This is a genomic window from Celerinatantimonas yamalensis, assembly GCF_046054155.1.
Lineage (GTDB): Bacteria > Pseudomonadota > Gammaproteobacteria > Enterobacterales > Celerinatantimonadaceae > Celerinatantimonas > Celerinatantimonas yamalensis.
The window spans coordinates 236025-259559 of the sequence record NZ_JBEQCT010000003.1 but is presented as its reverse complement, the minus strand read 5'-3'; the positions used below and the strand labels follow the sequence as shown (position 1 = coordinate 259559).

The following is a 23535-nucleotide window of genomic DNA, read 5'->3' as shown; positions in this document are numbered from 1 at the left end:
CATTACACAGGGCTCAACTTTGCTTGCTAAAAACGCGATTTAGCTGGGCAACCTAGTGCTTGGCGAATCACTTCCAACTGATCAAATCGCCCTTCTCGACCAGCCTTATTCAAGGCTTGTGTCGGGGCATGGATTAATTTATTGGTTAATTTAAATGCAAGTTCACTGAGAACATCTTCCGCTGATTCGCCATGCTCGAGCGCTTCAAGCGCTTTGTGAACTTGCTCATCTCGCATATGAAAACAGTGCTGGCGAAAATGTCGAATACTATCGACCGTTTCCAGCGAGCGCAACCAAGCCATAAACTCATCGACTTGCTCATCGATAATATCTTCGGCAACGGTGGCGGCTTCACGTCGATGGGCCATGTTCTGTTCGATAATTCCTTGCAGATCATCAACGCTATATAGATAGACATCACGCAGATCGCCCACTTGCGCTTCAATGTCACGAGGCACTGCAATATCAACCATAAACACAGGCTGATGACGGCGCTTGCGCATGACCTCTTCCATCATTCCTTTGCCAATAATCGGTAAAGGACTAGCAGTAGAACCGATGACAATATCCGCCATGGGAAGATAATCAGGCAGCTCATTGAGGGTAATCGCTTTACCGTTAAATTGCCCAGCTAGATTTTGCGCGCGCGCAACAGTACGGTTAGCAACCATAATATTTGCGACACCTTGGTCGAGCAAATGTTTGGCAACTAACTCTATCGTTTCACCGGCACCGATCAGCATCACCTGAGCACGACTTATATCAGCAAAAATGCGTTTTGCTAAACTGACTGCGGCAAATGCTACCGAAACCGCATTTTGACCGATTTCAGTTTGCGTTCGCACTTGTTTGGCCGCAGCAAAGCCTCGTTGAAAACAACGCTCTAATATTGGACCGATAACCCCGACTTCACGGGCCTCAGCATAGGCTTGCTTAACCTGACCAAGAATTTGAGGTTCGCCTAAAATCATGGAATCGAGTCCCGCAGAGACCCGAATTAAATGCCGGATCGCTTCAGGCCCACGATGAATATACAGCGAATCACGCAATTGCTGTTCGTCCAGATGCTGAAACTTGGCCAACCACTGGATGATCGGTTCAGGATTCTCGTCATTTGAACTAACGTACAACTCAGTTCGATTGCAGGTTGATACAATCACTGAATGACTCTGGCAATTGTCTTGTAACTCAGTCAGCGCTCGGCTTATATGCTCAGCACTAATCGCAGCTTTCTCGCGAAACTCAACGGAAGCTGTCTTATGATTCATTCCTAATGCCAACAAGCTCATTGACTATGGTTTCTAGCTCTAACACACGATATGATATGGAGCTTAGATTGTACGGGAAAGCCTGACTAAAAGAAAGGAAGACGCTCGGTCATCCGTGATCGCCAACAATCCATTCGCCCAATAGAGGTTACTTTGTTTCGATATCTATTCATTGCTGCTGCACTGATAGTTCTAGCAGGTTGCGCGAGCGTTCAGCCGCCAAAGGCTCAAGTGCCTTGGCAAACGCAACAAGCACAATTGGCCAAAATAAAGAGTTGGCAAATCAACGGGCAAATAGCGCTGATAACGCCTAAAGAGCGCCATAGTGCTAGCCTCTATTGGCAACACCAGCGCAGCAGTGATAACCTATTGTTGAATGGTCCATTTGGTAAGCAACTGCTCAGCGCGACGATTACGCCGCAGCGAACAGTCGTCGTCGTTAATGACAAAACATATCAAGGCCCTGATTCAAACCAATTAATTTCGCAGCTGACAGGATGGCATCTTCCTCTGAATCGCCTACCCTTTTGGTTGGTTGGGCTCGCAGATGGCGCACCTTACCAACTAAATACACACCAGCGTATTGGATCAATTAAAAGTCTCGATGGCTGGCAGATCACCTATAAAAATTATCAACAAGTTGGTCAATACGTACTACCTCAGCAGTTAGAAGCTAAACATGGTACGGCCCGAATAAAAATTATTATTGACCAATGGCATGTGGATCCCCCTCATGAATAACGATATCCGCTACTTAGCGCCAGCAAAATTAAACCTTTTTTTACACATTAATGGCCGCCGTGATGACGGCTATCATGAACTACAAACTCTGTTTCAATTTATCGACTTAGCCGATGAACTTACTATTTTGCCCACCAAAGAACCTCAGATTGAATTGCGAGCGGTCCTTGCAGGTGTCAACAGCGAAGATAATCTCATTGTTCGCGCAGCCAAATTACTCCAAGCACATGGCCAAACCAAGCAAGGGGCTATCATTGAATTAAATAAGCGCCTGCCTATGGGAGCTGGAATTGGCGGGGGCTCATCGGATGCAGCCACTACTCTGGTGGTTCTGAACCGCTTATGGCAGCTCCACCTAACAACCACTGAACTGGCAACGCTAGGATGCGCGTTAGGGGCCGATGTCCCTATTTTTACCCACGGCCATGCAGCCTTTGCTGAAGGCATAGGTGAACAGTTCACTCCTGCTGAGCCCGAGTGCTGCTGGTATGTATTACTAACGCCACCAGTGAGTGTGTCAACGGCGCGTATTTTCGCCTCACCCGACCTGCCAAGAAACACACCAAAATTTGCGCCAGCGCAATACAACTTTAAAAAAACACGCAATGATTGCCAAACAATTGTGACACAACACTATCCCGAGGTTGCACAGGCTTTAGACTGGTTGGTAGAATACGCGCCAGCAAGAATGACTGGGACCGGTAGCTGTGTCTTTGCACCATTTACAACTGAACGCCAAGCGCGCACTGTCGCTATGCGCTGCCCACCAGAATTTGCGCCGCTCGTCTGCCGTGGACTCAACCAATCACCACTGCACGAACAGATCGCAAGGCTTGGAATATGATTTATCATTCAAGCAATATCGACCCTTCAACCCATCAACGGCAACACAACCGAGGTATTTTTACCGTGCCCGATATGAAAATTTTTGCAGGTAACGCCATTCCTGAACTTGCTCACAGTATCGCTGATCGTCTTTACACTAAACCTGGAGATGTCTCAGTAGGTCGCTTTAGCGATGGTGAGATTAGCGTGGAGATCAAAGAAAACGTACGTGGCGGGGATATTTTCATCATTCAATCAACTTGCGCCCCAACCAATGACAATTTGATGGAATTAATCGTCATGGTTGATGCCATGCGCCGTGCATCTGCGGGCCGAATTACAGCCGTGATGCCTTACTTTGGCTATGCAAGACAAGACCGCCGACCGCGCAGCGCACGCGTACCTATTACGGCCAAAGTTGTTGCAGACTTTCTATCCAGTGTTGGCGTTGACCGTGTTTTAACAGTCGATCTACATGCTGAACAGATCCAAGGCTTCTTTGACGTTCCGGTCGATAACGTCTTTGGTAGCCCAGTCCTGTTGGACGATATCCTTGAACGTAAACTTCAACAACCTGTGGTTGTATCACCTGATATTGGTGGTGTTGTTCGAGCTCGGGCAATTGCTAAAATGGTGAATGACGCCGATTTAGCCATTATCGATAAACGTCGTCCTCGCGCCAATGTGGCGCAGGTGATGAACATCATTGGAGATGTTAATGGTCGTGACTGTATTTTAGTCGATGATATGATCGATACGGGTGGCACATTATGCCAAGGTGCGTTAGCGCTTAAAGAAAAAGGGGCTAAGCGTGTTTTCGCCTATGCCACTCACCCAGTCTTTTCAGGCAAAGCTGCTGAAAATATTGCTAACTCAGTCATCGATGAATTTGTCATCACCGACTCTATCCCATTGAGTCCTGAAATTAAAAAACTTGGGAAAGTTCGCCAGCTTTCTTTAGCACCATTATTGGCTGAGGCAATTCGCCGTGTCAGTAATGAAGAATCAATTTCAGCCATGTTCTAGTGCGTCGTTGTCTGATAAAAAACGCCCCAATTGGGGCGTTTTTTATTAGCAATATAATCATGCCAGTGGTAACATAGCGCGCCCTTTTATGTAGGGTACGGGCAGATCGTTTGGTCGCGAACGGGTGCCACATTTAATTTTTGGAGAAACTATCAATGTCTAAAATTGTACTGAATGCAGAACTTCGCAGTGATCTGGGGAAAGGTGCGAGCCGCCGCCTACGCCGTGAAGACAAAGTCCCTGCCATTGTTTATGGTGCCAACAAAGAAGCCGTATCAATCGCTTTAGTTCATGACAAACTATTACGTGCACAACAAGTAGAAAGCTTCTATTCACAAGTTTTAGAGCTGAAAATCGGCAACGAAAGTGTTGATGTTTTGGTAAAAGACATGCAGCGCCACCCATTCAAACCAAAAATCAACCATGTTGACTTTCTGCGTGTTAGCGCAACTGAAACAGTTACAACGACTGTACCAGTTCACTATATCAACGAAGAAAACAGTGTTGCGGTTTCTGAAGGTGCGATTATCCACCATCATGCCAACGAAATTGAAATCACTTGTTTACCAAAAGATTTGCCTTCACACATCGAAGTTGACGTGGCGAAATTGGAAAACGGCGCTTCTATTCACTTGTCTGAAGTTGCATTACCTGCAGGGGTTACTGCGTCAGGTTCCCATAAAGGGACTGACCATGACCTCGTCTTGGTATCTGCTGCGACAGAACGCGGTAGCTTAATTGCTGATGATGAAGCTGCAGATGCAGCGGCAGCAGCTGCTGCAAGCGATGACAGCGCAGAAACACCAAAAGCAGAGTAATTATGGCGAATTCTATTCGCTTAATCGTGGGCCTGGGAAATCCAGGCCCCGAATATACCCAGACACGACACAATGCCGGCGTTTGGTTCATCGATGAACTAACTCGACATTACCAAGCTACGCTACAAGCAACGCCCAAATTTTTTGGCTACTCAACTCGGCTGAACATTGTCAATGAGGACGTCAGGCTAATCGTTCCCACCACCTTTATGAACCTCAGTGGTCAAGCCATTGCTGCTATCGCTAATTTTTATCGCATTGAGCCTGAGCAAATACTCGTTGCTCACGATGAAATGGATCTTAGCCCTGGTGTTGCTCGGTTAAAAAAAGGCGGTGGTCATGGCGGGCATAATGGCCTCAAAGACACGATAGCTAAATTGGGGAATAATCGTGATTTCTATCGTTTGCGTATCGGGATTGGTCATCCAGGTGACAAATCTCAAGTAACAGGTTACGTTTTAGGCAAACCGCCCAAAACACAACAACAGCAAATCGAAGATGCCATTGATGAAGCAGTGCGCTGTCTGGACATTTTATTTAAAGATGGCTTGGTTAAGGCGCAAAATCGCCTACACAATTTCCAAGCAAATCCATAAAAGGTATTATTGTCATGGGATTTAAATGTGGGATTGTCGGCTTACCTAATGTGGGCAAATCGACACTATTCAATGCGTTGACTCAAGCCGGTATTGAAGCGGCTAACTTTCCATTTTGTACCATTGAACCCAATACCGGTGTGGTTCCTATGCCGGACCCACGTTTAGATGCGTTGGCTAAAATTGTCAACCCACAACGTATCTTGCCAACAACAATGGAGTTTGTTGATATTGCGGGTCTTGTTGCGGGAGCATCTAAAGGGGAAGGTCTCGGCAATAAATTCCTAGCCAACATTCGCGAAACAGATGCGATTGGTCATGTTGTACGTTGTTTTGAAAATGACAACATTATCCATGTCTCAGGAAAAGTCGACCCCGCTGCCGATATCGACACCATTAATACTGAATTGGCGCTGTCCGACTTAGAAAGCTGTGAAAAAGCTATTTTCCGAGTTACTAAAAAGGCCAAAGGCGGTGATAAAGACGCAAAATTTGAACTGCCCGTGTTACAAAAAGCCTTAGCTCATCTTGAAGAAGGCGAGATGATCCGCAGCCTTGGTCTGGATGACGATGAGCTTAAAGCGATTGGTTACATGAACTTTTTAACACTTAAGCCAACGATGTACATCGCTAATGTCAATGACGACGGTTTTGAAGATAATGCGTATTTGAATATCGTGCGCGCAATCGCCGAAAAAGAAAATGCTGTAGTTGTACCCGTTTGCGCCGAAATTGAAAGTGAAATTGCCGAGTTAGAAGCTGATGAAAAAGCTGAATTCATGGCTGAAATGGGTCTGACAGAGCCAGGCTTAAACCGCGTTATTCGAGCTGGCTACAAATTGCTTAACCTGCAAACTTACTTTACTGCTGGGGTAAAAGAAGTGCGGGCTTGGACCGTTCGCGTTGGCGCCACTGCGCCGCAAGCCGCAGCGGTGATCCATACCGACTTTGAACGAGGCTTTATTCGCGCTGAAGTGATCGCCTATGATGATTTTATTCAATATAATGGTGAGAACGGTGCTAAAGAAGCAGGTAAATGGCGCCAAGAAGGCAAGACTTACAAAGTTGTCGACGGAGATGTCGTCCATTTCCTATTCAACGTGTAATATTGACGATTAATAATGCATCTAAACCGCCAGTTGTGGCGGTTTTTTATCATCTACCTCGGCAACGTTAGACACTCATCATCGTCGCAGGCAAAATTAACCCATTGGGCTAAAATGCTCCACCGCGTCATTGATTGAAACATTCAACTAGGTTTGTTTGTTAGCCTTATTGCGCCGCCATGCCTCCCACCTTGTATTATCAACGAGCCGCTTAGCCAATCACATATAATTCTGGGCACCACCATTTCACGACTAAACAGAAACTTCTTTAGACTTGAGCACACCTAATCAACAAAGATCCGAATCGATGTCGCCGCTATACTTGCTCAAAACGAATCATCGTCCACGAGGCTTTTGCTAAAGTGATGGTAAACTCCTGCCCGATTTCCCCACTAACCATTTTAGCCCTTGGTATCACTTGTTCAGGAGCGTCGAAGCTATTCACCGCCAACAACTCATCCCCCATCAGCACTTGCTGCTCTAACATCTGTAAATCGCCAAACTGCTCAAGTTGCAATACAAGTTCTACTTCATCATCTAAATTCGTATTCAGAACAAAAAAAGCGAACGTCCGATTCACTTCATCAAACGTGCTAAGTGTGGCTAATCCTGGAACGCGACCGTATTTTGGCGTATCAATGTCATCACACAGCAACATGCTTTTAAACACACCGCCTCGCGCATAACGACTGACCTGCTGAAACGGATAATAGGTTGTATGTTTTAATACACCGCCATCTACTGCCGTATGAATGGGGGCAAGTGCATTGACTAATTGTGCTAGACAGGCCATTTTTACTCGATCTGCATTATTAACAATCGTGGTCAGCAATCCGCCAACAACCAGCGCATCCATCAGCGAATAGACATCTTCAGCAATCGCTGGGGCCCATTGCCAACGCTTTATATCCATGTGCTTGATATACCAAACATTCCACTCATCAAGGCTTAACATCATCACCTTGTCACTACGATGCTTTGCTTTGACATAATCTGCGGTCGCTTTAAGGGTATGGATCAAATTGTCTAAATCATAAAATGCCGCTAAAAAATTAGCTGTATTCCCTTCATATTCGTAATAGCGATGCAGCGATATATAATCGATATAAGGGTAGCAAGTTTCTAACACGGTGCGATCCCAATCAGGAAATGTAGCCATCTCTTTCGAGGAACTACCGCATGCCACCAGTTCAACACTGGGATCAACCCATTTTAAGATCTTCGCTGTTTCTCGTGCCTTTTTCGCGTAATCTTCGGCTGACAAGCCCCCCGTTTGCCATGACCCATCCATCTCATTACCCAAGCACCAAACTTGAAAACAATGCGGTTGTTCATAGCCATGTTCACGACGTTTATCACTCCAGTATGTCCCACTTGGAACATTGCAATATTCCGCAAGGTAGCCCGCTTCTTGAGGTGTCCCAGTGCCAAGATTAACGGCAATCATCCCTTCGCTATGAGCTTTTTTTACCCAATCAGCAAACTCATTGATACCAAACTGATTGGTTTCTATCGCAAGCCACGCATAATCAAGTCGCTTAGGTCTGTCAGTCTTAGGGCCAATGCCATCTTTCCAATCATAACCGGACACAAAATTTCCGCCAGGATAGCGAACGATGGGAACGTTTAAATCCCTGACCGCCTTGAGCACATCCTGACGAAACCCCTGTTCATCAGCCATTGCATGCTCAGGTTCATAAATTCCAGTATAAACAGCTCGCCCCATATGCTCGATAAACGAACCATAAATTCGGCGATCAATATCGGCAATTTTAAAATGCTTATTCACAATACATTTGGCTTGTTTCATCTATCGGCCCCTTTTAGAAAACGCATCAACCCGTTGGCTTCATCTTGAAATGAAATATGAGAGGTGAAATATCAAATGAATCCGATCCCCCATAGACCAACTAGGATGGGCCATTGCTTAGACAAGCATTATAAAGAACCGAGAAATAACATCGCTATGTAGAGAAACGCTAATCAGCTGCATAATCAGTGCATGATCTAAAATTTGTGCTCGCAATCGGTTATTACGATGTTTTATCGCCAAATGGCACACGCTAGGATGGCGAATCATCAAATTTAGACGGTGTCCGAAATAATGTGGGTTGAAATTACTGATGGATGGACAAACCAACAATGAACAGGTTAGAGCATATCTGTAAAAATAAATTACCCTATATTGTCTGATATAGTTTTTAATCAATGCATAACAAGCCTCGCAGTGACCTGTCATGCAACGGATAAAAGTGATTGACCCGTTTATTCGCGCAGCAATGCCGGGGACTGTTTTAATACTGAGGGTTGGCGCTCCACCAATACCTTCGACTCTCGAACAGACCACAAAACATCGCCTTGTTGACGGATCACCGACACATCATCACAACCTTCAAGAATAATAAAATTGGCGGGTTTGCCAACTTCAATCCCGTAGCGATCACCAATATGCATCACTTTAGCGCCATTATCGGTAATAAAATCGAGGGCATTTTTAAAGTCGTCATATCCCATCATATGACAAGCATGCAGCGCAAAATCAACCTGTCGCAGTAACTTACCATTGCCTAAGCTGTACCAAGGATCTTGAATCGAATCTTGCGCAAGGGCGACGGTCATTCCGGCGTCACGCAGCTCTTTGACCCGCGTGATCCCGCGACGTTTAGGGAAAGTATCAAAGCGCCCCTGCAGATGGGTATTTTCGGTGGGGCAGGAAACAAAATTGATCCCAGACTTTTTCAATAATCGGAACAATTTTGAGCAGTAGGCATTATTGTACGAGTGCATCGCAACGGTGTGGCTTGCCGTCACCCTATCCGCCATACCACTTTCTAGGGCTGCCGTTGCCAGCACTTCTAAGAAACGTGAATTTTCATCGTCAATCTCATCGCAATGAACGTCGACTAAGGCGTTATGTTGTTTGGCTAAATCGATCACCCAACGCATCGACTCAACCCCATATTCTCGGGTAAATTCAAAATGCGGAATACCACCGACCACATCGGCCCCTAACTCTAATGCCTTTGTCATCAACGCCTTACCGTTGGGAAACGACAAGATCCCTTCTTGAGGGAAAGCAACAATTTGCAGATCAAGATACGGCGCAAGTTTTTCTTTTAAGGGAATAATCGCTTGAAGCGCCGTCAGCGCTGGATCGGTAACATCAATATGGGTACGGATATATTGCACTCCGTGGCTGATTAACAACTCAGCTGTTTTATATACCCGCTTTTGAACATCGCTGAGAGTGAGCAGTTCTTTGCGCTTTGCCCAGCACTCAATACCCTCAAATAATGTTCCGCTGTTATTCCAATGTGGCTCACCAGCGGTCAGCACAGCATCGAGATGAATATGCGGTTCAACAAAAGGCGCACAGAGAAGCTGCGCGTTAGCATTGATATCACAAGGTGCATCAATCAGCCCTGCTTGCGCGGTGATCTCACTGAAACGGCCATTTTGGCAATCAATACTAAAAAGAGCGTCTTGATGGCGTAATCGAGCATTAATAATTTTCATAAAAGTCCCTAAGATTCATCGGGCGGCAAAATAAAGGCGTCGATTTGCAGTGCATTTTGCACCGCGAGGCGATGGCCCGCATCGGCTAAAGAAAGATGAGTCAATTGTTCAAATTTTTGTAATCTGGCGCTAACGGTATTGCGATGAATGCCCATCTGCTGAGCCGTACGTCGCACTGAACATAAAGAGGCAAAATAGTTAGCAAGTGTCTGTTTGATGAATAATAGCTCGCGATCACTTGTCTGATAAAGCGCTCCGAGCATACGACGACAGAAATGCTGCAAAAGTGGTACATCATCAACGGCAGTAAAGAGTTGCTGCAACGCAAATGTCTTGTGATGAAAAAGCTGGCCACGATGGTGGCGATAAATAAATTCACTACACTGCCTCGCTTGTCGGATCAGTAAATTCAGCTGTTTTAGCGATTGACCATGGCTGACTCCAATCGTTGAGGGAAGCTGTCGCCTCTTTAGCGTGTGATGGAGTTGTTGCCAAATCGGCATCACATCTTGCGTATGGCACTCATCAACTAGAGGCAAGATAAGGAGCCAGCCGGTTCGATATTCAATTAATGGAAATGGGCTATGTTCGGCGACTAAAAATTCACGCAAGGTAAATGACCAAAAATCAATATGATCGCTTACACTCGCATTTGGTAAGACCATCGCTACACTCAACAAACTGTTGATTGGCAAGCCAATTCCTTTAGCTTGTTCTAAGGTTATCGCTTCTGGCAGAGATGGATTTTCGATAAGCTGCAACAAAAACCATTGCTTGGAACGCTGAGCAAATGACTCTTGAACAATGGCATTGGATAATCGTTCAGTGACGGTTACCATCGCCAAAGAGTAAGGCTGCTCCAACAATGGGATTTGAAATTGATTGGCCAACGCCATCCACTCAGGGCTTAAGCTTGGAATATGACGAGAGCCGGTTAAAACCACAATGGCTGCAACATTCTTCGCTTGGGTGACTTGAAGCAACCGCTGAAAACTACTATTGGACCAGCTACGATTGATGCCGGTAATAAAGATCACTTCGCCACCGACCAGCCATGGGGCTAATTCATGATCTTCTGCAATATAAGGCCAACGAATGGCCTTATCGATTCCTACCATACCAGCTCGGATTTGAATGGATTGCAACCCTTGAATGCTGGGAATATCTCGCACAGTCAGCATCGATTACCCTATTTTGACAACGCGTTGGCGCAGCGAGAAAAGCATGACCAGCAGGACATAACTAATACTCGCGACCAGCATGCCCACGACAGGTGGCATCCAAGGCGATAAGTAAGCAGCAAGTGAACCAAGGCCATAGGCTGCCAATCCTTGAAAATCAAAATCTGGCAGCTCAATATCCGATAATTGGGGGGGATTAGCACGGTGGATCACCCAAAAGTTCGCCATAATAATAGCGCCAATGGGCGGGATAAAGGTGCCTAATAAAACCAAGAACGGGATCAAGTAGTTATACATGCCAAATAGCGCTAGAACTGTTCCAATTGCCGCACCAATCACTGTAATTGTGCGGCGTTTATCAGTACGAAATAAGTTACAACCAGCTGCAGCAAAGTTATAAATCGTGTTATCTTGCGTGGTCCAAATATTTGCGAACAGCATCAATACGGCAAGCAAGATGAACCCTTGTGCGGCCAGTACATCAACAATATCAGCCTGTTGATAGATCATCGCCCCGAAAGCCCCCACAAAAACCATTAAGCCATTGCCGATAAAAAATGCCAACAATGTCGAAATGACTGCAATCTTGCCCGTTTTTGAAAAACGGCTCCAGTTCGTTGCCTGAGTTCCCCCACTAATAAATGTCCCAATCACTACCGTAATGGCCGCACTAAACCCCATCGTTTGCTTAGGTTCGATATGCAATAGCTCTGTTACACCACCAATATGAACCAATCCTTGATAAAAACAGATCCCAATAAAAACCAACATCGCGGGGACCGATATTTTAGATAGAAGCTCCATAGCGCGATAACCAATCGATGCCGAGATACAAAAACCAAAACCAAAAATAATCACCAGCGGGACTTGCCACGCTTCACTGATATGACACAGTTTGATCAAGACGATGGCAATGGTCGCCACGCCCCAGGCATACCAACCAATCTGGGTGAACCCTAAAACAAAATCAGATAACTTACTGCCATATTCACCAAAACAGTAACGCCCTAGTAATACCGTATTGAGCCCAGTTTTGTAGGCAATATAAGCCAATGCAGCCGCGTACACGCCTAAAATGAGATTTCCGACGAAAAGAACCGTCAGCAATTGATCGATCGCGAAGGCGCTTCCTAATTGCCCACCAGCCCACATGGTTGAGGTAAAGAAGGTAAATCCCAGTAAAACCGCTACCATCGAAATGAAGCCTTTGCGGCTATTGGGGGGTACTTCGCTTAATGGATAATCATTGTTTTCTTGCATCGCGCCATTCCTTTGAAGATGAGTTAAGCAATGATTAAACAAGTATTGTGCCAACAGACCGTATCAACCATATGTACCATTTGGTACACAGACTAAATTTACATATATACATAATGCCTACCACTTTGAATGCATAACAAACAAGTTGCACGAATAAAGTGATTTATCGCCCTAAAATAACGCAAACGACTAACGGTTAAACAGACAGAACAGTCCATTAACGATATGTTATGAACGAGCCGGATTGTCTACAATGTGTAACGGGTGGTATAAATGCCACGAGTGGATACCCATCCGTTAAATGGACACCCTCGCGATATTTGATGTGAGCAATGATTCAGCAAAGTGGTGAGCTGTTTGGCACCTTAGCTTTTTTGGGCTTTTTTGGCTTTTTCGGTTTAATCGGACGCGTATCAAGCTTCGATTCTGCTAATTCATTGGTGGGCAGGTAACTGGGGAGCTGTAAACGAGGTAGCAATTGTTGAATCAAACGTTCAATGGCAAACAGCTCTGGCGCTTCGATGGCACTGACTAATGAAATTGCATGTCCTGCCTCCCCTGCGCGCCCTGTTCGACCAATGCGGTGAATATAATCTTGCGCGACTTTAGGTAGCTCAAAGTTCACCACTTGCGGCAATTGAGGAATATCCAAGCCCCGCGCGGCCAGATCAGTGGCCACTAACAGCCGAACCGTCCCAGATTTAAAATCGGCTAAAGCTTGAGTGCGAGCCCCTTGGCTTTTATCACCATGAATTGCACTTGCACTGAAACCTTGCTGAGTGAGATAGGTTACTAACCGATTGGCACTTTGCTTAGTGCGCGTAAAAACCAGCACCTGCTGCCAATTCCCATCATTGATGAGCTTAACCAGCATCGGCGCTTTCTGTTTGACATCCGCCGGATAAATACACTGTTCAATGGTGATTGCAGCCGAATTAGCTGGACTCACCGATATTTCAACCGGATTGCTTACGATCGTTTGTGCCAGTGCACGGATCTCATCAGAAAACGTGGCTGAAAATAGCAAGTTTTGACGTTTAACGGGCAAGCGATTAAGAATGTGGCGAATTTCATCGATAAAGCCCATATCCAGCATACGATCCGCTTCATCGAATACCAATATTTCCAACTGATTAAATCGAAGCGCATTTTGTCGATAAAGGTCGAGTACCCGCCCTGGAGTCGCGACTAAAATATCCGCACCTTTGCGCATGTTAAGCATCTGCGGATTAATTTTTACCCCACCGAAAACCACCGCGCTTCTTAACGGCAGATAACGGCCATATGTGACGATGTTTTCTTGGATCTGAGCGGCTAACTCACGCGTTGGCGTTAAGATCAAAGCGCGAACTTGATTCGCTTGCACGCGGGGCCCATGAATAAGTCGCTCTAAAATAGGTAAGGCAAAGCTGGCGGTTTTACCTGTTCCCGTTTGCGCAGCAGCCATGACATCGCGCCCAGCGAGTACCGCGGGGATCGCCTGCAACTGAATCGCCGAAGGCTCTTTATACCCCTTCTCTTGGATCGCTTTAAGAATTGGCGCGCTAAGGCCTAACGAGGTAAAACCCATAGTGGACTCTCAATCAATATTGATATAAATGATTCGCTAAACACTTTGTCAGCGAAAGGGCGATATTTTGCGGCTTTCATCATGGCATAGCAACTAATAACTGCCCTATTTGGCAAGCAAACCATCTAGCAAAAACATAGCATAGAACGCATCGATTCAAACTATTTTAAACAAAAGGAAAAAGACTTTCTATTCATACAAAAACGCTTTTGAAGGCCATTATCATCTCAATCTGATTGAGGGTCACCTTATATCAGAGGCAACTTAGAAAACACATGAAGGAATACGAATCTGCCAAAGTGGCACCATCATACTGGCAGTAGCAGTAGCAATAGCAATAAAGAGAAAAAACTTAAATTAGAGCAACCATGTAGCCATCAATAAACGAGTCATTGTCGTCAATCTTCTGGCTACATATCGATTTACAGCAGATTATATGATCAAATTCTATGGCGACTCACTGTTCTGTGCGTTAGTTCAGAGCAGCGGGCATAGCGCCTTGTTGCGTACAAACAAAGGCTGATAATGTCACCGCATCATGATGGATCTCTTGAAGTGCTTTCCCTTCCAGTAACCCCACCAGCATTGCCGCTGAAAACGAATCACCAGCACCCACTGTATCGGCTACAACAACCTTCGGGGTAGCCATAAAGTTAACATCATCGGCAGTAATCAAATAACTGCCCTCCGTCCCACAGGTAAGTGCCACTAAGCTAAGATCAAAGCGCTCCATTAGTCTCTGACAGTTCTCAACATCAGAACCATCAAGGCCAAACATGTCAGCCACAACCACAATTTCTTCATCATTAATCTTGAGAAGATTACAACGCTCTAGCGAGGATTCAATAATAGTTTTCGTATAGAAATCTTGTCGAAGATTCACATCAAATAGCTTATAAGCACTATCGGGGACTAACGACAAAAAGGTATGAATAGTATCGTGCGTAATCAGGTCACGTTGTGCTAGCGAGCCAAAACTTACCGCCTTTGCATGCCGCGCTATATCACGATAACTGTCTTTCATGACTAACCGATCCCAAGCGACAGGCTGAGAGAAAAGATATTGAGGAACCCCTTCGCCATTAAGACTAACTTCAACTGTACCGGTCGGTTCATCAACACGTTGCAGTTCAAAATCAAGGCCTCGTTCTTCGAGGATCTGACACAGCTCATCACCTAAGGGATCATGACCGACAGCACTAATAGCTAAGCTGTCCACACCTAATCGAGCCACATGATAGGCGAAATTGACCGGCGCGCCACCCATCGATTTATGGTCAGCAAAGACATCCCATAACACTTCACCGATACCAATCACTAATGCTTTCGTTTTCATTACCTCAATACCCCTTAACGCAGTCCCATTTCTCGTTCAATTTGTTCCAGAGATTTGCCTTTGGTTTCTGGAATACATGTCTTCACAAATACAAATGCTACGACAGAGAAGAAGCCAAAGATAGCGAACAGATAGCTAAGTCCTAGAGAACCCTTGATGATAGGGGAGAAATAAATAGTAATAAAAGTAAACAACCAACTCACGGCGGTAGAAAATGACATCGCCATACCTTTGATATGGTTAGGATATATTTCAGAGATAATCACCCACATGACGGGCGCGAAAGAGGCTGCAAAAAAGGAAATATACACCAGCAGTGCAATCAGAACCCCTAATCCATTTTGAACCGGTTGTGCATAAGCCCAAGTTAAATAAGCAAGCCCTATGGACATCCCTACCGAGCCCCACAGCAATAATGTTTTACGGCCTTTTTTGTCAACTAACCATAAAGCAACTATTGTCATCAAAAAGTTTACCAAGCCGACAATCATGGACAGTAGCATCGCATCGCTCTTCGCAGACCCAGCTGCTTGAAATATATCAGGCGCAAACATAATCACTGCATTGATACCCGTAATTTGCTGCAAAATGGCAATCGTCGTACCGATCATGACAATCTTTTTATTAACGCCTTGAAATAATTCAGCAAATGCTACTTTATCGCGATTTTCTTCAACAGAGATTAATTTCTCCATTTGTGGTAACTCACTATCGACTAATTGATGGCCACCGATTTTCAACATCACAGCCATCGCCTCCTCACGGCGCCCATTAGCCAATAACCAGCGAGGGCTCTCTGGGAAGCCACTCATTAAAAATAGAAAATACAAAGCGCCAAATATAGCTGGCACAGCCAACATATACCGCCAACTGTCACTCCCCAAGTCGATCAGAAAATAATCGAAGATATAAGCCAAAACAATGCCAATAGTGATCGCAAATTGATTCATAGAGACCAAACGGCCACGGTTGTGTGCAGGAGAAATTTCAGAGACATACATGGGGCCTATCACCGAAGTGGTTCCCACGGCAAGACCAGACATCACGCGAAAAAGGATCAAAACGTCTTCATTATGAGAAAAAGCACACCCTAATGACGAGACGACATACAATAATGCTGTCATTAACATGACTTTTTTACGGCCATATTTTTCAGTCAAACCGCCCGTAAACCAAGCACCCAGTAAGCAGCCAAAAGTCAATAATGCAGCAACGGTGCCCAATCCACTATCTGTCAGTGAAAATTCACTTTTAAGCATCTCAACAGCACCAGAGATTCCCGCCATATTCAGCCCAAAAAGTAAACCACCATTAATTGCGACAAATGTGATCCACCAGAGATATTTTTGTTGTGAAAATTGATTATTATTCATCAGAGCTACTTATTAGGTTACTTATACTTCATTGCTGCAAGTCCGCGCAGCATGAAGAAAGGCAGACAATAAAACAGTAATCGTATATTGAGTCAATTAAAAAAGACTATTCGGTAAATTGCGAAAAAGATATACGTTCATTCACAGTATTCATAAAAATTATATAACTCATTGAAAATAATAATAAAATTAATTTATATAGCCATCATATTCATGTTAAGTACAAAAACCAGCTAGCGTCATTAGCCAGTCAATACGACTGTTCAATAGCTAGCCGGGTAAAGCGCAAATTTTCAAACCAAAACGAATACAGCATCCATATTAGATTGATAAATCAAGCCGCAATTGACAGTTAATATTTTTGTCGGCAATGATTCACCAGCCAGTCAATTGACTCTCTATTTATAAATCTGCCGTAAATCTACCCATCTGACAGCAATCATTGTTAATTGTAATCTATACATTTATATCATTCGAAGTAATTTTAGAATGGTGCTAAATAGAATATATGAGCCCGAGAGTGATTAACTTTTGTACGAATAAACACGTACCTATTATGCTTACGTGCCCAATTAGACCGTCAGCAGTAAACAAGCCACCTTGCTTATTAAAGGGCCCCATTGTTCACTAATAAAGATGAAATCTTACCTGACTAATAACGTGTAATAATAAGGGGGATCGCTTTAAAACGACCTAGAGCACAACATTGAGCAAGAAACCTTAGAGCATTTGAACGGATAAAGCCTTTGGACGCCAAAAAATATATGAACATTTTTCAATCAATTTATGCGCATTAGGCAAATATCGGTTGACGTAAAAGCAATCATCTCTAGGCGATCTGAATTGTTGCTCCTAGTAAACCAAAGATTACGCTCAAAAAATGAACATGCGTGTAATTACCCTACTTTGGATGCATCTATAAATAATAATTGAATGATCAACCGATGAAGACCAACTGAGCATGAATAGCATCACACGCACAAATTTTCCAAAATTAGGAGCTACCATTGCATAATAAGTGGCATTCAACTAACCATTGTTTACCAAATTGACTTTCTAGCATGTATGCACCAATAAATACATCGCGGATTACCATCAGTTATTTAATGATAAGAAATGCCTTGATGATTCTGTTCGCATTTCCCATATCAAGGGAAACACGGCGACAGAACAAAGCCCTGATTGATTGATCAAAAAAACCAAACATGTTCGATGTTATATAACCCTATAGTTATATGATGCAGATAAGTCGACTTAAGGACGCTTACACCATAACTTGGGTAGATTCGCTATCACTGGAATTAAAGAGATCACAATAATAATCAGCGAAACCCACTCAAAATGCCCTTTCACCCAGGTGTTCGCTCCCAATAAATATCCAACCATCAATATCAGGCTGCTCCATAGCACGGCCCCTAGCAGATTAAATGCCACAAATCGACGTTTATTCATCTCGGACATCCCCGCAACAAAAGGTGCAAAGGTACGAACAATCGGGATAAACCGCCCAATCACAATAGTCATTCCGCCATATCTAGCAAACCACTCATGCGTAAGCTGAATATGGTGTGGCTTCACCCATCGCGAATGCAACAAGCTTTGACCTATGCGTGAGCGGCCAATCGAATAATTCGCCATATCGCCCAAAAATGCCCCGGCAGTGGCAAAGCTAATAGCCAGAACAATACTATGCCCTGACGCGCCAAAAAAAGCCCCCGTAGCAAATAGTAGTGAATCACCCGGTAGAAATGGAAAAATGACAACACCTGTTTCAAAAAACAAAATAACAGCGACAATTGCCAATCCTAACAACCAGTTTTGTTCAAGAAGCGTATATAAACCATCAGGATGGGTTAACCAATGAATTAGCTCAGCGAAATGCATGACAATGAATTCTCAATACAGCAGTAAATGAACCCTAATCGAGTCAGGGATGATGCATTGATTAAAGCGCAGCGCGAGTGGAAAAATTGTCATACGATGCGGATCCTTTTTAATCATGCGCATTAAATAGTTCTTCTGTTCCCATCCAATATCCCAGCACTAAGGACATAACAAGGCCACGACGTCTCGCTACCAATTTTAAAACGATCCCCCGTTACAGAGCAAATAACCGCCAGCAAAAACAAATAAGATACTCATATCAATAATAAACAGACGGAATGTCAAACAAGTCTTCTGTAGCGATTAACTAGGTAGGTGTCTCTAATTATTCCCTATTTAATAACTTTTGATAACCGAATCGCCATGATTCAATACCTAATCGGAGAAACCTATTTTAACTGCATTTATATTGGTCGAGCATACAGTTGTTCTCACCCATTGAATTTTCTACCTGAATGGTCGCATGTTCTATCCCAAACTGATCGTGTAAATGGTGTTGAAGTGTCCAAAGAAAACGGTTGTCTAACGAATGGCTATTCACGACTAAATGAACCGTCAGTGCGACTTCGGTTGTGCTCAACGGCCATACATGCAAATCATGAATGTGATCCACACAATCAAAGCTCAGCATGTATTGGCTGATTTCACCAATATCGATGCGCTTAGGGACAGCATCAATGGCATAATTAAAGGAATCCTGGAGTAACCCCCATGTCCCAATAAAAATAATAGCAACAATAGCCAGACTGACAATCGGATCAATCCATAACCAACCATTAACCATCATCAATATACCAGCGACAACCACACCTAAAGAGATGCCTGCATCAGCGCTCATATGCAAGAAAGCCCCTCGAATATTTAAATCATCTTTTTGTCCTTTAGCAAATAGCAATGCCGTCAGGGTATTAATCACAACGCCAATAGCCGCAACGACAATAACCGTCATTCCTTCAACAGGTTTGGGATGAGCAAAACGCCCGATGGCTTCCCATGCAATGCCGCCAAGTGCAACAAATAACAGTATTGCACTTGCTAAAGAAGCGATGATAGTCGCTTTTCGAAAACCATAGGTTCGTTTTTCTGTCGCCGCTTTTGTGGCAAGCACCGCAGCCCCCCAAGCCAGCAATAAACCGACCACATCACTTAAATTATGCCCAGCATCGGCCATGAGCGCGAGTGAGTCAGCCAATATCCCATAGCCAAATTCAATAACAACGAAAATAACATTGAGTGCAATACCAATAGCAAAAGAACGATTATGACTTGTTATCTCATGGCTGTGGTTGTGACTCATCTCTTTTCCTTATAGTGTCGCAGGCCATTGCATGCATAGACTCACGCATTCTCATCCGCGGTGATCCACCCAGTTTATCGATTACTAAGGCTTCGCCATTATTTGTATTTTGCGACCGCATCGCTAACCTGCGATTTTAAAGAATTCCAAGTAGACTCAATGTGGTCCTGACTCAATGCCCAAGTATCTTCACCCGCCTCAGCAAGCTGCGATAGCTTCGCCTTGCCGACTTCGATCTCACTTTCCATCATTTTGATTTGCTTATTCATTTCCAGTTGGGTATCGGCACTCTTCCTTGAAGCTTGCGCTTTGAGTTTATCCACCTCTGCCTGCCACTGATTCAACAGAGCCAGCTTCTTCTGCTGGTATAGTTCTTTATCATTCATAACCTGCGCCTTTTGATAAAATTTTGATTGTGCACCGCCGCGTCGACGAAAATGGACAATTTCGCCCTGCTGGGTCAAAGCCGCGCATTAATACAGTTGTTTTCACAACAAGTATAGTTAGGTTACCAAAGTCCATGAATACCTCACAAATCAGTGGAATTGACTTTGCCACATTTGGACTTTTAAATAGCCCAGCGAGGGAACAACTTTTCGTGATACAAAAGAATTAACAAAATAACGCTTATACGCCGTAACAGATATCCAAAAGAGTGAAAAGTAAAAGCCTGATACAGCGTACTTAAAAAGGTCATCAACCTTGCAAATCAGCCAAAAGTCTTTGTATATCGACTGATTTTAGTTTGTTAGTAAATTAATACTTTTACATGATGAACAAGGATAGCATCATGCGGCGACCCCAAATAGATGCCCAACAACGGCAGTTAACCCCATAGCCAGCGCTCCCCAAAACGTCACTCTCAGCGCACCTATCATTCTTGATGCGCCACCAGCATGTGCAGCAACCCCTCCTAGTAACGCCAAAAATAGTAGCGACGAAATAGCGACTGCTGGCATTAAATAATTATATGGTGTCAGCCATGCCACGATTAAAGGAAGTGCAGCACCGATTGTAAATGTAACGCTTGAAGAAAAAGCCGCTTGAACTGGCCGTGCATTACCACTCTCTGATATACCGATTTCATCGCGAGCATGCGCCCCTAACGCGTCATGAGCCATAAGTTGCTCAGCAACTTGCAAGGCTAAACTAGGATCCAGCCCCCTATCTTGATATATTTTGGCGAGCTCATCTTTTTCAAATTCTATGTCGTTTTCTAACGATATTTTTTCAAGCGCAATATCCGCATTCTCTGTATCAGACTGAGAACTGACAGATACATACTCACCCGCTGCCATAGACATTGCCCCAGCGACCAACCCCGCACTGCCAGCAAGAAAAATGTTCGCCGATGTGGTACTTGCAGCCGCAACCCCGATAATAAGACTGGCTGTAGACACAATCCCATCATTTGCGCCTAAAACAGCGGCACGCAGCCAACCTACGCGATGTGATCGATGTATCTCATGGTGAGACATATATTACCTCGATAGGCTTACTGCTATCGCATCCAAAGCAGTAAGCAATTTGAGCAGCAACAGACAATAATATGGCTGCTTACATGCGTTATTCCTGTTGAAAAACATACACTATAAACTTGGATTTAGCATCACGATATACATGATGGGATACCCCTGCCCCTGCACAGGATTGCTTGAGTGTATATATTGAACCTGCAACGCGCTATCCCTTACCCAGCTTATTTCGGGAAACTCACAAATCCTTAAACTTTGACCCAGTTGCAACAATCACATACCCTAATTCAAACATACAAAGTTTTAGCGTTCGCAACGTATTTGATTTCTCACGAACCCCCAATAGCTGTACTTCACAGGCAGGTTGTTCAAATAAAGCAGGGCCACACCCACAAATATATCAGGATCACCGTTAGACATTACGCCCAGCACAAAAGAAGAGTCACTCTCCACAATGTTCCATGGCAACCAATATTTTGGTCTATCCATTACCATTCAGCTAAGGCGCACGTCAACACACCCTTGTTCAAGCCTCTTGTCGGGGCTTTTGTGGAATCTCTTATTAGTCTGAAAGATAATAAGTCACCGTTGAAACCACTCTCACTTTCTTGATATATGGATGGTTTTTATCCCTTTCTCGGATACTAAATTGTCCTTGCGACGCTGTTTTTATCTTTCCTAATAAGCTCTTTGAATCAGATGCAAACTTTTCAGCAACTTCGCGAGCTTGCCGAGTTGCCTCCTCAATCATTCCAGGTTTGACCTCATTAAGACGAGTAAAAATATAGTCCGTTTGTGATTGATAATTGTTGCCCGTAAAAACAATCCCTTGTTTTCCTAGCTCGGACAGGTTTCCCATCGCATTGCGTACGACTTGAATTTTTTTAGAATACACGGTGACAGTTTGCGAAGCGGTATAGCGAAATTCAGGTTTGGCTTGATTGCCATATTGTTGTGCTGATTTATCCGTAATAGCAGGTGATGAGTACGATATTTCATCAGCCCCAATTCCCGCATGTTCAAGAAACGACTTAATTTTCTGAGTACTACGATCCATGGATTGATACATTTGGGTCAGATCATTACTAGCAACACTGAATTGAATCGGCCAGATCACGATATCTGCCTTGAACTCGCGTTCAGAAAGCCCTTTTACCGTCACTGTACGCTCAAATGCCTTATACTTAAGCGCTGCATTGCCAAGCAGATAGCCAAGGGATGACAGTCCAATAATCAAACAAACACCCAGAATAATTGAACTACTTTTGTCAATGGTCGCCATATCTTTCTCCTTTAGAGTGACCCAATGAACTACATTGTGAACCGTGCACTTTGGGCTGTCCTGTTGCCCAAAATCGTCGTATCAAAGCTATTTGTATAGCTTAGCCGAAGACATCTTAAGCTGTTATAACAACCATACCCACCATGTTAATTAGACGAAGAAATAAAGCTGGCAATGGGCGCTTTTCGATTTTATTTTCAGCGTTAAGGTTCTGTGCGGCTGATAACAACAAATAGGAACGATTTAGCTTACGCACGCTTGTCATCAACTCGCTCAGGTTTCACCGCTTAGCAGTTCCACTTTATTTTCCAAGTAACATAGCCGAGAACGCAAGCAATCCAACAATTGCATAACCTATCTCATTGTCCATCATCTCTTCTTATTCGCATCGAGCCCGTTCACGCCTTGCTAGAAACAAATGTGAAATGAAATACTTTAAAGCAGCCTCACACTCCGTTATGCCAGAGGTTGAGATTGCTTAATGAGTTCATAATCATAACTGGTGATCTCAAAAGGATTACCATATGGATCTCGAAAGTAGATTGACCACGACAGCTCATGATCGCTCTCGCTAAAGATAACACCAAAGGTGCTCAAATGTGCCTTCCAATCTATGTAGTTTGAAGCATCTACTGCAAAAGCAACCGTTGTACTTGTCAATTCATTCGACTCAAATAACGCGATGTGAACACCCCCATTTTCAATGGTTAATGGGCCGCCGACATCGAACCAACACTCGAGTGTCTTAACACGTTTAAAACCCAATACTTTTTTGTACCACTGCTCCGCGACCAAGCGATTTGGAGCATAAATATGAACATGATCAATTTTTAATAATTGAGGCATAACCTAAACTCCCTTATCTTTTGGTAAAACATTGTTGATGAACTGAACTGTGTAAACCTCATCATTTAGCGACGGCTAAATAATATGTCAGGCATTGGTATTCACACCTATTGTTGTTCTCTTCGATGGTTTCCT

The 23535-nt window shown here is 44.1% G+C and carries 19 protein-coding genes and 1 pseudogene; 6 read left to right on the top strand and 14 right to left on the bottom strand.

Annotated elements, in window-relative coordinates; genetic code table 11:
* Nucleotides 1-26: 26 nt before the first annotated feature.
* Nucleotides 27-1289 (bottom strand): glutamyl-tRNA reductase, encoded by a 1263-nt coding sequence (gene hemA / locus ABUE30_RS09220; RefSeq protein WP_408623453.1) that lies wholly within the window; start codon nucleotides 1287-1289, stop codon nucleotides 27-29.
* 132 nt (nucleotides 1290-1421) lie between these two features.
* Between hemA and lolB the strand changes: the two genes are divergently transcribed.
* The 6 genes from lolB to ychF all read left to right on the top strand — a co-directional run bounded on the left by lolB (nucleotide 1422) and on the right by ychF (nucleotide 6380).
* Nucleotides 1422-2009 (top strand): lipoprotein insertase outer membrane protein LolB, encoded by a 588-nt coding sequence (gene lolB, locus ABUE30_RS09215; protein WP_408623452.1) that lies wholly within the window; start codon nucleotides 1422-1424, stop codon nucleotides 2007-2009.
* Nucleotides 1987-2853 (top strand): 4-(cytidine 5'-diphospho)-2-C-methyl-D-erythritol kinase, encoded by an 867-nt coding sequence (gene ispE, locus ABUE30_RS09210; protein ID WP_408623451.1) that lies wholly within the window; start codon nucleotides 1987-1989, stop codon nucleotides 2851-2853. Before lolB ends, ispE begins: the two co-directional genes overlap by 23 nt.
* Nucleotides 2854-2918: 65 nt before the next feature.
* Nucleotides 2919-3860, top strand: a complete 942-nt coding sequence (locus tag ABUE30_RS09205; protein ID WP_408623579.1) for a ribose-phosphate pyrophosphokinase — start codon at nucleotides 2919-2921, stop codon at nucleotides 3858-3860.
* A gap of 155 nt (nucleotides 3861-4015) precedes the next feature.
* Nucleotides 4016-4678 (top strand): 50S ribosomal protein L25/general stress protein Ctc, encoded by a 663-nt coding sequence (locus tag ABUE30_RS09200; protein WP_408623450.1) that lies wholly within the window; start codon nucleotides 4016-4018, stop codon nucleotides 4676-4678.
* Nucleotides 4679-4680: 2 nt separating this feature from the next.
* The gene (gene pth, locus ABUE30_RS09195; protein WP_408623449.1) at nucleotides 4681-5274 is read left to right on the top strand and encodes an aminoacyl-tRNA hydrolase; all 594 of its coding nucleotides are present in this window, start codon (nucleotides 4681-4683) and stop codon (nucleotides 5272-5274) included.
* 14 nt (nucleotides 5275-5288) lie between these two features.
* Nucleotides 5289-6380 carry a redox-regulated ATPase YchF gene (gene ychF / locus ABUE30_RS09190; protein ID WP_408623448.1) on the top strand — a complete coding sequence of 364 codons (1092 nt, stop codon included), beginning with the start codon at nucleotides 5289-5291 and terminating at the stop codon, nucleotides 6378-6380.
* 316 nt (nucleotides 6381-6696) lie between these two features.
* Here the strand turns inward: ychF and arfA are convergent, their stop codons facing one another.
* From arfA to ABUE30_RS09125, 13 genes and pseudogenes are all read right to left on the bottom strand, one after another.
* Nucleotides 6697-8190, bottom strand: a complete 1494-nt coding sequence (gene arfA / locus ABUE30_RS09185; RefSeq protein ID WP_408623447.1) for an arabinosylfuranosidase ArfA — start codon at nucleotides 8188-8190, stop codon at nucleotides 6697-6699.
* A gap of 455 nt (nucleotides 8191-8645) precedes the next feature.
* On the bottom strand, nucleotides 8646-9896 hold the full coding sequence (gene codA / locus ABUE30_RS09180) for a cytosine deaminase (RefSeq protein WP_408623445.1): 1251 nt from the start codon (nucleotides 9894-9896) through the stop codon (nucleotides 8646-8648).
* 8 nt (nucleotides 9897-9904) lie between these two features.
* On the bottom strand, nucleotides 9905-11077 hold the full coding sequence (locus ABUE30_RS09175; RefSeq protein WP_408623444.1) for a PucR family transcriptional regulator: 1173 nt from the start codon (nucleotides 11075-11077) through the stop codon (nucleotides 9905-9907).
* 3 nt (nucleotides 11078-11080) lie between these two features.
* Nucleotides 11081-12337 (bottom strand): cytosine permease, encoded by a 1257-nt coding sequence (codB, locus tag ABUE30_RS09170; RefSeq protein WP_408623443.1) that lies wholly within the window; start codon nucleotides 12335-12337, stop codon nucleotides 11081-11083.
* A gap of 364 nt (nucleotides 12338-12701) precedes the next feature.
* Nucleotides 12702-13907: pseudogene (locus tag ABUE30_RS09165) on the bottom strand (DEAD/DEAH box helicase); the annotation flags it as partial.
* Between the two features lie 472 nt (nucleotides 13908-14379).
* The gene (locus ABUE30_RS09160) at nucleotides 14380-15243 is read right to left on the bottom strand and encodes a carbohydrate kinase family protein (RefSeq protein ID WP_408623442.1); all 864 of its coding nucleotides are present in this window, start codon (nucleotides 15241-15243) and stop codon (nucleotides 14380-14382) included.
* Between the two features lie 14 nt (nucleotides 15244-15257).
* Nucleotides 15258-16616: a sugar porter family MFS transporter gene (locus tag ABUE30_RS09155; RefSeq protein ID WP_408623441.1), complete on the bottom strand. Its 1359-nt coding sequence runs from the start codon at nucleotides 16614-16616 to the stop codon at nucleotides 15258-15260.
* A 1254-nt stretch (nucleotides 16617-17870) separates the two neighbouring features.
* Complete coding sequence (locus tag ABUE30_RS09150) at nucleotides 17871-18500, bottom strand: DedA family protein (RefSeq protein ID WP_408623440.1); 630 nt, start codon at nucleotides 18498-18500, stop codon at nucleotides 17871-17873.
* A gap of 394 nt (nucleotides 18501-18894) precedes the next feature.
* Complete coding sequence (locus ABUE30_RS09145; RefSeq protein WP_408623439.1) at nucleotides 18895-19797, bottom strand: cation diffusion facilitator family transporter; 903 nt, start codon at nucleotides 19795-19797, stop codon at nucleotides 18895-18897.
* Nucleotides 19798-19895: 98 nt separating this feature from the next.
* Complete coding sequence (locus ABUE30_RS09140) at nucleotides 19896-20183, bottom strand: sll1863 family stress response protein (protein ID WP_408623438.1); 288 nt, start codon at nucleotides 20181-20183, stop codon at nucleotides 19896-19898.
* A gap of 402 nt (nucleotides 20184-20585) precedes the next feature.
* On the bottom strand, nucleotides 20586-21275 hold the full coding sequence (locus ABUE30_RS09135; protein ID WP_408623437.1) for a VIT1/CCC1 transporter family protein: 690 nt from the start codon (nucleotides 21273-21275) through the stop codon (nucleotides 20586-20588).
* Between the two features lie 559 nt (nucleotides 21276-21834).
* Nucleotides 21835-22554: an SIMPL domain-containing protein gene (locus tag ABUE30_RS09130; RefSeq protein WP_408623436.1), complete on the bottom strand. Its 720-nt coding sequence runs from the start codon at nucleotides 22552-22554 to the stop codon at nucleotides 21835-21837.
* Nucleotides 22555-23010: 456 nt separating this feature from the next.
* The gene (locus ABUE30_RS09125) at nucleotides 23011-23400 is read right to left on the bottom strand and encodes a VOC family protein (RefSeq protein WP_408623435.1); all 390 of its coding nucleotides are present in this window, start codon (nucleotides 23398-23400) and stop codon (nucleotides 23011-23013) included.
* Nucleotides 23401-23535 lie beyond the last annotated feature (135 nt).